This window comes from Fusobacterium sp. DD2 (assembly GCF_018205345.1).
Taxonomy (GTDB): domain Bacteria; phylum Fusobacteriota; class Fusobacteriia; order Fusobacteriales; family Fusobacteriaceae; genus Fusobacterium_A.
Window position 1 is genome coordinate 59,832 of the sequence record NZ_JADRHM010000003.1, and the last position, 9,975, is coordinate 69,806.

12 protein-coding genes are annotated in these 9,975 nt (G+C 30.8%); 7 read left to right on the top strand and 5 right to left on the bottom strand.

Going from position 1 to position 9,975, the window contains the following annotated elements; translation table 11 throughout:
- Genes deoD through udp form a run of 4 tightly spaced genes read right to left on the bottom strand, consistent with a single transcriptional unit; the run spans position 1 to position 3,194 of the window.
- Entirely contained in the window at positions 1 to 714 is a 714-nt protein-coding gene (deoD, locus tag IX290_RS00980) for a purine-nucleoside phosphorylase (RefSeq protein ID WP_211491369.1), read from the bottom strand.
- A gap of 9 nt (positions 715 to 723) precedes the next feature.
- The gene (cdd, locus tag IX290_RS00985) at positions 724 to 1,137 is read right to left on the bottom strand and encodes a cytidine deaminase (RefSeq protein ID WP_211491358.1); all 414 of its coding nucleotides are present in this window, start codon (positions 1,135 to 1,137) and stop codon (positions 724 to 726) included.
- Positions 1,138 to 1,181: 44 nt separating this feature from the next.
- A complete protein-coding gene (locus IX290_RS00990; RefSeq protein WP_211491359.1) occupies positions 1,182 to 2,384 on the bottom strand; it encodes a nucleoside transporter C-terminal domain-containing protein in 1,203 nt (400 codons plus the stop codon).
- 27 nt (positions 2,385 to 2,411) lie between these two features.
- Positions 2,412 to 3,194: a uridine phosphorylase gene (gene udp, locus IX290_RS00995; RefSeq protein ID WP_211491360.1), complete on the bottom strand. Its 783-nt coding sequence runs from the start codon at positions 3,192 to 3,194 to the stop codon at positions 2,412 to 2,414.
- A 345-nt stretch (positions 3,195 to 3,539) separates the two neighbouring features.
- Here udp and IX290_RS01000 point away from each other — a divergent pair, with 345 nt between their 5' ends.
- The 7 genes from IX290_RS01000 (at position 3,540) to IX290_RS01030 (ending at position 9,195) form a co-directional block, all read left to right on the top strand.
- Positions 3,540 to 4,283, top strand: coding sequence for a MipA/OmpV family protein (locus tag IX290_RS01000; protein WP_211491361.1), 744 nt, complete (start codon positions 3,540 to 3,542; stop codon positions 4,281 to 4,283).
- A gap of 151 nt (positions 4,284 to 4,434) precedes the next feature.
- Positions 4,435 to 4,998, top strand: a complete 564-nt coding sequence (locus IX290_RS01005) for a tetratricopeptide repeat protein (protein ID WP_249168785.1) — start codon at positions 4,435 to 4,437, stop codon at positions 4,996 to 4,998.
- A 28-nt stretch (positions 4,999 to 5,026) separates the two neighbouring features.
- A complete protein-coding gene (locus IX290_RS11720) occupies positions 5,027 to 5,569 on the top strand; it encodes a DnaJ domain-containing protein (RefSeq protein ID WP_283026266.1) in 543 nt (180 codons plus the stop codon).
- A 107-nt stretch (positions 5,570 to 5,676) separates the two neighbouring features.
- The gene (gene glmU, locus IX290_RS01015; RefSeq protein ID WP_211491362.1) at positions 5,677 to 7,026 is read left to right on the top strand and encodes a bifunctional UDP-N-acetylglucosamine diphosphorylase/glucosamine-1-phosphate N-acetyltransferase GlmU; all 1,350 of its coding nucleotides are present in this window, start codon (positions 5,677 to 5,679) and stop codon (positions 7,024 to 7,026) included.
- Positions 7,027 to 7,030: 4 nt separating this feature from the next.
- Positions 7,031 to 8,002 (top strand): ribose-phosphate diphosphokinase, encoded by a 972-nt coding sequence (locus IX290_RS01020; RefSeq protein WP_211491363.1) that lies wholly within the window; start codon positions 7,031 to 7,033, stop codon positions 8,000 to 8,002.
- A gap of 104 nt (positions 8,003 to 8,106) precedes the next feature.
- Positions 8,107 to 8,745 carry an L-threonylcarbamoyladenylate synthase gene (locus tag IX290_RS01025; RefSeq protein ID WP_211491364.1) on the top strand — a complete coding sequence of 213 codons (639 nt, stop codon included), beginning with the start codon at positions 8,107 to 8,109 and terminating at the stop codon, positions 8,743 to 8,745.
- 12 nt (positions 8,746 to 8,757) lie between these two features.
- Positions 8,758 to 9,195: a hypothetical protein gene (locus IX290_RS01030; RefSeq protein ID WP_211491365.1), complete on the top strand. Its 438-nt coding sequence runs from the start codon at positions 8,758 to 8,760 to the stop codon at positions 9,193 to 9,195.
- Between the two features lie 96 nt (positions 9,196 to 9,291).
- On the opposite strand, the gene IX290_RS01035 is transcribed toward IX290_RS01030, so the two are convergent.
- Positions 9,292 to 9,672, bottom strand: a complete 381-nt coding sequence (locus IX290_RS01035; protein ID WP_211491366.1) for an adhesion protein FadA — start codon at positions 9,670 to 9,672, stop codon at positions 9,292 to 9,294.
- Between the last annotated feature and the right edge of the window lie 303 nt (positions 9,673 to 9,975).

Genomic DNA, 9,975 nt, shown 5'->3' on the forward strand with positions numbered 1-9,975 from the left:
TTAATCAACAAAAGTTTCTAAAGCTATCTCTATCATTTTAGTAAAAGCTGTTTGTCTTTCTTCAGCAGTTGTTTGTTTTTGTGAAGTAAATGAATCTGAGATTGTAAGTAAGCAAGCTGCATTTTTACCTAATACTTTTGCATTATGGAATAGTGCGAAACTTTCCATCTCTACACAAGCACATCCATATTTTTCACTTATTTCTTTATATCCGTCAACATTTGATTCTGTATAGAATACATCACTTGAGTGTAATTTTTCTAAGTGTAAAGGAATATTTAATTTTCCAGCTGCTTTTTTAATTTTTTCATTTAATGCTTCACTTGGATATTCAGTATCTTCATTATATCCATTTTGAGTACGTGCAAATGTTGATTGGCTCCAAGCACTGTTTGCAAGTACAACGTCATATAGATCAAGTGAGTCAATATAAGCTCCAGCTGATCCAACTCTTATTATATTTTCAACTCCGTAGAATTTGAATAATTCATATGAGTAAATTCCTATTGATGCCATTCCCATTCCTGAACCCATAACAGTTATCTCTTTTCCTTTGTATGTTCCAGTAAATGCAAACATATTTCTAACTGTATTAACTTGTCTTACATCTTTAAGAAAAGTCTCAGCTATAAATTTAGCTCTTAGTGGGTCTCCTGGCATTAAAACGTTTTTAGCTATATCTCCTAATTTCGCGTTATTATGTGGTGTCATTATAATTTCCTCCTATTTTAAATCATCATCAGTAAATGAATATGGTAAAAGTTCTTCAATAGTTGTTACCATAGCTTTATTGTGTTTATTAGCAATAACTACAGGTGTATCTCTATTTAAAAGCTCTACCATTACCTGTCTACAAGCTCCACAAGGTGTTCCTAGAGTATTTCCTCCAGTTACAAGAGCCATAGACTCAATATCTTTTTGTCTATATCCAAGAGAGTATACATGAAATAGTGTACTTCTCTCAGCACAGTTTGTAAGTCCATATGATGCATTTTCTATATTAGCACCTATATGATACTTTCCATCTTTAGTTTTTACACATGCTCCAACATGATATTTTGAATATGGTGCATATGCATTTTCCATTGCTTCAAATGCTTTATCTAGTATATCTTTATACTCTTTAAAAATATCCATTTTTAATCCCCCAATTACATAATATCATATAAGATGATTTATAACTAGAATGATGTTATAAATGCAACTATCATAGCACTTAGTACACTTACTGCAAATCCACCTATCATTGCTTTAAATGCAAGTCTAGCAAGTACTCTTCTTTTATCTGGACATAGAACTGAAATTCCTGATATGCAGATTCCCATACTTGAGAAGTTAGCAAATCCAGCTAGTGCTATACTGATAATAAGTCCAGTTCTGTAATCTAATGCTTGAATTAGCTGTCCTAATTTTTGGAAAGCTATAAATTCGTTTAATACAAGTTTGTATCCTAAAAGTTCTCCAGCAAGGAAGATGTTGTTTCCATCCAGTCCCATAAAGAATCCAAGTGGTGAGAATACATAAGAGAATATTTTTTCAAGACTTAATCCAAATATTCCAAGAATTCCATTTACTAAAGCTATTAATGAGATGAAAGCTATTAGAGATGCAGCTATTGCTATAGCTGTATTCATTCCACTTACTGCACCTTCACTGATTGCAGAAATTATATTTTCGTGGTGACCTTTTCTATCCATGCTTACATTTTCAACTATCTTTGCTTTTTCTGTCTCTGGAAGAAGTATCTTAGAGATAGCTATACTTCCTAATGGTACAAGTGAAGAAGCAATTAAAAGATATTCCATAGGGATACCTAATGCTACATATCCTCCGATAATTGTAGCTGACATACTTCCCATTCCTGATACAAGAACTACCATAATCTCACTTTGAGTCATGTTTCCTAAATATTTACTTACAAGGATAGGGCTTTCAGTTTGTCCTAAAAACATATTTGCTACTGCAACGAAGCTTTCCACCTGACTTGTTCCTAAGAACTTTCCAACAACTTTTCCAATCACTTTAACAATAAATCCTAAGATTCCTAAATAAAATAGTGCTGCAACAAATGCTGATAAAAATACTATATTACCTAAAACTACTACCATAAATATAAAGCCAGTAGCTTGTCCTGGGTCAGCAAGACTTCCAAATACAAAAGAAAGTCCATTTATTCCATAATTTAATATCTCTGTAACTACATCTGATATCTTTGATACAACTATTCTTCCATATGGGAATTTTACAAGAAGTATCGCTATAATAAACTGTGCTATCATTGCCTTTATTACAATATTTATCTTTACATCCTTCTTCTTTGATGAAATAAGATACATAAGACCTAATAATAAAACTATCCCCACTAGAGTTATAATACCTTTCATTGTTCCTCCATCTTTTTATTAATCTAATTATAAAATACCTTTTGCTTTATCTTCTTTAATAAGGTTACGTATAGCTTGAATAGTTGTTATTATTGCTGCTTCAGTATCATGAACTACTGGATTTTCAAGTCCAAGTTTTTCTCTTTCCTGATTAGCTACAACTAAGAATGATGATCCTACACGTACATTTAAATAACTTCCAACTATAAATAATGCAGCTGATTCCATTTCAGATGCTTTACATCCTAAACGTATCCATGCATTCCATTTGTTCATTAATTCATAACTTACTGGTTTTGTTTCTGGTTCATGTTGTCCATAGAAAGAGTCTTTACATTCAACTACTCCAACATGATATTTTTTACCAAGTTCTTTTGCTGCACCTACTAATGCATTTGCTATGTCTAAATCTGCAACTGCTGGATATTCTATTGGTGCATATTCCTTACTTGTTCCTTCCATACGGATAGCTCCAGTAGCGATTACAAGATCTCCCCCCATAATCTCTTTTTGCATTCCTCCACATGTTCCAACACGTAAGAAAGTGTCTGCTCCAGCTTTTACAAGCTCTTCTAATGCTATTGCTGCTGATGGTCCTCCGATTCCTGTAGAAGTTACACTTACTTTAACTCCATCAAGGTATCCTGTATAAGTTACATACTCTCTGTGATCTGCTACAAGTTTTGCATCATCAAAATATTTTGCAATTTTTGCACAACGTTTTGGATCTCCTGGAAGTATTACATACTTACCAACATCTCCTTTTCTTAAGTTAATATGATATTGTAAACCTTCTTCAGCGTATTTCATATTTTTACCTCCTGAGTTTTTAAAACAACTTGTCTAAAATGTTGTATAAATTCTGATTAAAATATACCATAACTATATCAAAGTGTCAATGATTTAATAATATATTTATTAAAATATATATGTATAAAAAGATGTCTAATTGTATTAAAAAATCATTTTATGCCCACTAAAGCAACTTAGTCTCGTATTTATATCTACTATATTTTTCCTATTATTCCTTTTTTATATAATACTAGGTGATTAAAATAAACACATCTAATCCTTTATTTATTTATAAAAAGATGTTACAATAAAATAGACAACAAACTATATATAATATAGTAATAAAAACAGGGAGGAATTTACATGAAAAAATTATCATTATTATTTGGAATGCTTATGCTACTTCCACAACTTTCACTTGCTAATGATATAGGTATTGGTTATGGAGTGACATCCCCAATATATCACAGTAACAAAAATAACTATGTTCTCCCTCTTGTAAATTTCAAATATGATGACTTTTTTATTAAAGGGGACAATGCCTATGGTATTGAGTTAGGATACAATTTACTTGAAAGAGATAACTACGTACTTTCTCTATATGGTGTTCCTTTTGGCGGATATAATGTAAAAAGTAAAGATATGAAATCTGGATACAAGAGTATAGACGATAGACATACTAAAGTAATGGGAGGAGTAGAATTTACTTACTACCCAGGTTTTTATGATGTAGTAACATCTGTTTCAGCTGAGTATGGTGAAAAAGGAGGAAACTTTAACTTAAGAGTAAGCAAGCCTTACTTTATCACTCCTAATTTTACTGTAATCCCAACTGTAACATATACTTACTATGATTCAGACTTTATTGACTATTATTTTGGTGTAGAACCACACGAACTTAATAGACAACACATAAAAGAAACTTATGATGGTAAAGGAGCCTATAGATATGGTATAGGTCTTTTAGGTAACTATAAACTAACTAATAGCCTTTCTATCACTGGATTTACTGGTGTTACAAAACTTTCTGACGAGATTTCAGACTCACCTATTGCAGATAAAGATGTCATCTTTATGCTAGGTAGTGGAATCATCTATACATTCTAATCTATTTAAATAAAAAGGTGACTTCTTATGGGTCACCTTCTTTGATTTTAAATTTCCAATTTTTGCATTCTTTTTTGTATAAAAAAGCTATATATATATGAACATAATATGATATAATATGATAGAGACTCTTTGGGGGAGGTTGAATGTATTGACTGGAAAGCTTTTTATAGATGAAATATTTACTCAAATGGATTCAAACAAAATTACAACTAAAGAAGAAAATTTGAGATTTGATCTTTTAAATGATCCTGGAAACATTAAGAAAATGGAAGAACTTGCCATTCTCATGTACCATAAAGGTGATTACGATGGTGCTATTGCACTTTATCATAAAATCCTGCAGATAGTGGATGTTTCTAATCAGTATTCTTTTTTAGGATATCTTTATTTTGAAAAAGAGGAGTACGAAAAAGCTATTAGTTTTTTCGAAAAATCTCTTGACTTGAATCCTAATAATGCTTTTGTATATTTCCTTTTAGGAAACGCTTATTCAAGAGTTGGTAAAGTTATCCAGGCTGTTAACAACTATGACATTGCTATTTTCTTGGATTTAGACATATACAAAGCACATCTTGATTTTGCAAAAAAATATGAGGCTATGGGGCTTTTAGACAGAGCAATAAAAGAATACACAATTGCATATGAGATTGACCCTAGAAATAAAAAAATTAAAACTAAAATAGAAAATTTAAAAGATAGATTGAAACAGTAGTTTCAATGAGTTTAAAAGGAGACAAATAATGGGAAGCACAGCTTTGATAATAGTACTGATTTTATTTATTTTTCTTACGCTTAACATGGGAATAAATAGATCTATTTCAACTTTGCCATTTCTTTTTGTATTATTTCTTGTGATACTTTTTGTGGGATACTTCTTTTTCCCAATACTATTCATTTTATTAGTATGGTATCTAATAAACAGAAATCGACCTAGACCAAACAGACGTACATATTACTATAAATGGGATAATAGTGGAGCTCAGGATTTTGAAGAGTTCTTTAGAAGAGCCAGTGGTAACTACAGCGGTGGATATCAGCAAGGTGGAGGTTACTATAATGGAACAAACAACAATCCTTTTGGATATACTGAAGATTTAACAAAATACTACGAGATTTTGGGTGTATCAAAGGGAGCTACAAAAGATGAAATAAAGAAAGCTTACAGGGATCTTGTTAAACAACACCACCCTGATAAGTTTGCAAATAATCCAAGAGAAAAAGAGTATCATGAAAATAAATTAAAAGAAATAAATGAGGCATATGAAAAATTAGTAAAAGAATAATCTTATTCTTGAATTAATTATACAAATATGATATAATCTGCTTCGTGCATGACACAGTGTGAACTCACATTGTAATTGTGTGAAGTGTAGTTTAAAGGAGAGCTTTTATGAAGTTAAAAACATTAATTTTAGCAGCTGGGAAAGGCACAAGAATGAAATCAAACATTCCAAAAATAATACACAAAGTTAATGGAAGACCTATGATTTCTCAAATATTAAGTGTTCTTAATAAAATTGATTCTGAGGAAAATATACTTATTTTAGGATATAAGAAAGAAGAAGTTTTAAAAGTACTTGGAGAAGATACAAGTTATGTACTTCAAAATGAACAATTAGGAACTGGGCATGCAGTTATGCAGGCTAAAGAAAAACTTAAAGACTATGATGGAGATGTAATGGTTCTATATGGTGATACACCACTACTTAGAGCTGAAACATTAAAATCACTTTATGAATTTCACAAATCTTCTGGTGCAGTGACAACACTTCTTACTGCAATATATGATAATCCTTTCGGATATGGAAGAATCATTAAAGAAAATGGTTTAGTGAAAGCTATTATTGAAGAGAAAGAAGCTTCAGATGAAGTTAAGAAAATAAAAGAAGTTAATGCAGGAGTTTACTGTTTTAACGCAAAAGAGTTATTTAAAGCTCTAGATAAAATTGATAATAACAATGAAAAAGGTGAATACTATCTTACTGATGTAATTGGTATTCAAGTTAAAGAGAATAAAAAAGTTCAAAGTTTTATTCTTGAAGACAGCGTGGAAGTACTTGGAGTTAACTCTAAAGTAGAACTTGCACAAGCTGGAAAAGTGCTAAGAGATAGAAAAAATCTTTCTCTAATGGAAGATGGAGTCATTATAATTGATCCTGACAATACATATATTGAAGAAAATGTAAAAATTGGAAAAGACACTGTCATCTATCCTGGAGTTATGATTCAAGGAAATACAGAAATTGGAGAAAATTGCGAACTTATCGGTGCAACAAGAATTATTGATAGCATATTAAAAGATAACATAAGAATAGAAAGTTCAGTAATTGAAGAAAGTATACTTGAAAATGGCGTTACTATGGGACCATTTGCGCACTTAAGACCAAAGGCACACTTAAAAGAAAAAGTACACATTGGAAACTTTGTGGAAGTTAAAAAATCAACTCTTGAAAAAGGAGTAAAAGCTGGACATCTTACTTACTTGGGAGATGCACAGGTTGGAGAAAATACCAATATTGGTGCAGGAACTATAACTTGCAACTATGATGGTGTAAACAAGTTTAAAACTATAATAGGGAAAGAGGCATTTATTGGAAGCGATTCTATGTTAGTTGCTCCAGTTACAATTGGTGAAAAAGCACTTGTTGGAGCTGGATCAGTAATTACCAAAGACGTTCCTGATAAATCATTAGCTGTATCAAGAAGTAAGCAAATTATTAAAAGTGACTGGAGGAAATAAAAAAATGATTAATTCTGAAAATGTAAAAATTTTCGCTGGAACTTCGAACAGAGATTTAGCTATAAAAATAGCTGAGAAGTATGGACTACCTTTAGGAAAAGCTGAAGTAGTAAGATTTAAAGATGGTGAAGTATTTGTTAAGATTGATGAAACAGTAAGAGGAAGAGATGTATTCGTAGTACAATCAACTTCAGAACCTGTTAATGAAAACTTAATGGAACTTTTAATTTTCATTGATGCACTAAAAAGAGCATCTGCAAAAAGCATAAACGTAATTATGCCTTATTATGGTTATGCAAGACAAGATAGAAAATCTAATCCTAGAGAACCTATTACATCTAAATTAGTTGCTAACTTATTAACTACTGCTGGAGCAAGCAGAATAGTTACTATGGATTTACATGCTGATCAAATTCAAGGATTCTTTGATATCCCAGTTGACCATATGCAAGGTTTACCATTAATGGTAAAATATTTCATGCAAAAAGGTCTTTATGGAGATGACGTAGTAGTAGTATCTCCTGATATTGGTGGAGTAAAAAGAGCTAGAAAACTTGCTGAATGGTTAGATTGTAAAATTGCTATTATTGACAAAAGAAGACCAAAACCAAATATGTCTGAAGTTATGAACCTTATTGGTGAAGTACAAGGTAAAACTGCTATATTCATAGATGATATGATTGATACTGCTGGAACAATCACTAATGGTGCCGCAGCTATTATTGATAGAGGAGCAAAAGAAGCTTATGCATGTTGTACACACGCTGTATTCTCTGATCCAGCAATTGAAAGATTAGCAGCTTGTCCATTAAAAGAAATCATTGTTACTGACTCAATTGCATTACCTGAAAGAAAAAAACTTGATAAGATAAAGATTTTATCTGTTGATGTTATTCTTGCTGAAGCAATTAAAAGAATAGTTAATAATCAATCTGTATCTGAATTGTTCGAAAAAAGATTTATCATTGAAAAATAAACATTTTTAATTTCACTTTATAGAAAAGCTAGTACTTTTACTAGCTTTTTTTATTTATATATGATAAAATTATTTAAAGTTTAAAGGATTGTAAGGTGTTATTTATGAAGAAACAATATGTATATAATTTAGAAAATATCAATCTGGAAGAGATTGGTAAACTTCTAAAAGAAGGTAAATTAATTATCTATCCAACTGACACAGTTTACGGAGTTGGAGGGATTATGGAATCAGAAGATGCCATTAGAGGCGTTTATTCGGCTAAACAACGTAATTTCTCATCACCACTTATAGTCTTAGTGAGCGATCCTACTAAAATGGATAAAATCGCATATATAGAAGCCTATAACAGAGAGAAGATTGAAAAACTTATAAAAAAATTCTGGCCAGGAGGACTGACTATAATTCTTAAGAAAAAACCATGTGTTCCAGATATAATGACAGCTAATGGAGATACTGTAGGAGTGAGAATGCCAAATTTACAAACATCTCTTGATATTATTCAAAGTGTTGGAGGATTATTCCCTACTACAAGTGCTAATATCTCAGGTAAAGCAACACCTAGATCTTTTGAAGAACTTTCAGAAGTCTTTAAACAGAGAGTTGATATATTGGTAGATGGCGGTAAATCACCAGTAGGAGTAGCATCCACTATTATCGATATGAGTGAAAAGACTCCAAAGATTATAAGAGTTGGGGCCATTTCAATAAAAGAAATAGAAGACACAATTGGACAAATATAACAGGAGGAATTTATGAAGACACAAAGGGTTAATCCAAGTACGATGAATCACATGCAGTTAAATAGCATGTCAAATATGATGGGGATAATGAACACAGTTCAGAAAATAGGAAAAGGAAAAAGAAAAATATCTGTAAAACTTGAAAAGAGCAATAAAAAATTTCTTGGTAGATTTATAGATGAAGTAAAAAAACAATTTCTTTCTTCAGCTATGGCTGGTCAAACATCAGCTTTAGGAGATTTCTTTGACTATGTTAAATCTGTTGCTGAAAATAAACAAGCTACAGAATTAAAATTAAGCTTTGAAGAGTTTGAATTTATGAAAAGAATGCTTATGGATTCTATTAAAGGTATGGAAAACATGGAATTTAAATGGTATCAATTTATTAAAAAAGGTATGCTTAAAGTTCTATTACGTCAATACCGAGAGTTACTAACACAATTTAAATAAAAATAAAGCCTTGTGATAATTCACGAGGTTTTTTATTTTAAATATATTTTTATATGAAAAAAAGACCTCGAATTCGAGGTCTTTTAATCTAAATTACTATTTAGTTCTTAATGATTCGATTTTTTGGAAATCAGCTATAACAGCTTTTTGTCCTTCCATATCTGCTGATAATTTTTGAAGAGCTTTTTCATATTTTTTAGCTAATTCTTGATATTGTTGTTTGTAGAATTTAGTGTCTGCTTCTGCTGTTAATTTTTGAGCTCTCTTAGTTAATTCTGCGTAAACTTTTTCATTTTCAGCTAATGCTGCTCTCGCTGCGTCTGCTTGAGCTTTTTCTTCGTTGAATCTAGCTTCTTCTTGAGCAGATAGGTTTTGATATTCAGCATCCAATGCTTTTAATTCGTCTAATAAATCAACTGAACCTGCAAATGCTGTTGCTGATACTAATAATGTTGCTAATACTAATAATTTTTTCATCTTTTACCTCCAAATATGCTTGTGATTTCGTTTACTCCCTTATTAAATTATACATAACTTCGTCACAAATTACAATAGCTTTTTTATCTTTTATCTAAAATAGAGTAAAAGAATAAATTCATACAAGAAAATGTAATTCTCTTCTCACATAAAATTCATCTTTTTAAATAACTATTAAAGTTATTATTTTAAATAAAATCAAAAATAACTCCCCAAGAAATCAGATGTCTACCTGGTCTTACATATCTCAATATAGATATTAATAAATTATAGTTAATTTAAAACTGTCAGCATCTATCTCTC

Excerpts from the sequence above, each read along its gene's own strand:
- udp (WP_211491360.1), bottom strand. The coding sequence starts at position 3,194 with ATGAAATACGCTGAAGAAGGTTTACAATATCATATTAACTTAAGAAAA.
- IX290_RS00990 (WP_211491359.1), bottom strand. The coding sequence starts at position 2,384 with ATGAAAGGTATTATAACTCTAGTGGGGATAGTTTTATTATTAGGTCTT.
- IX290_RS01030 (WP_211491365.1), top strand. The coding sequence starts at position 8,758 with ATGAAGACACAAAGGGTTAATCCAAGTACGATGAATCACATGCAGTTA.
- IX290_RS01035 (WP_211491366.1), bottom strand. The coding sequence starts at position 9,672 with ATGAAAAAATTATTAGTATTAGCAACATTATTAGTATCAGCAACAGCA.
- IX290_RS01000 (WP_211491361.1), top strand. The coding sequence starts at position 3,540 with ATGAAAAAATTATCATTATTATTTGGAATGCTTATGCTACTTCCACAA.
- IX290_RS01020 (WP_211491363.1), top strand. The coding sequence starts at position 7,031 with ATGATTAATTCTGAAAATGTAAAAATTTTCGCTGGAACTTCGAACAGA.
- IX290_RS01025 (WP_211491364.1), top strand. The coding sequence starts at position 8,107 with ATGAAGAAACAATATGTATATAATTTAGAAAATATCAATCTGGAAGAG.
- cdd (WP_211491358.1), bottom strand. The coding sequence starts at position 1,137 with ATGGATATTTTTAAAGAGTATAAAGATATACTAGATAAAGCATTTGAA.
- glmU (WP_211491362.1), top strand. The coding sequence starts at position 5,677 with ATGAAGTTAAAAACATTAATTTTAGCAGCTGGGAAAGGCACAAGAATG.
- IX290_RS11720 (WP_283026266.1), top strand. The coding sequence starts at position 5,027 with ATGGGAAGCACAGCTTTGATAATAGTACTGATTTTATTTATTTTTCTT.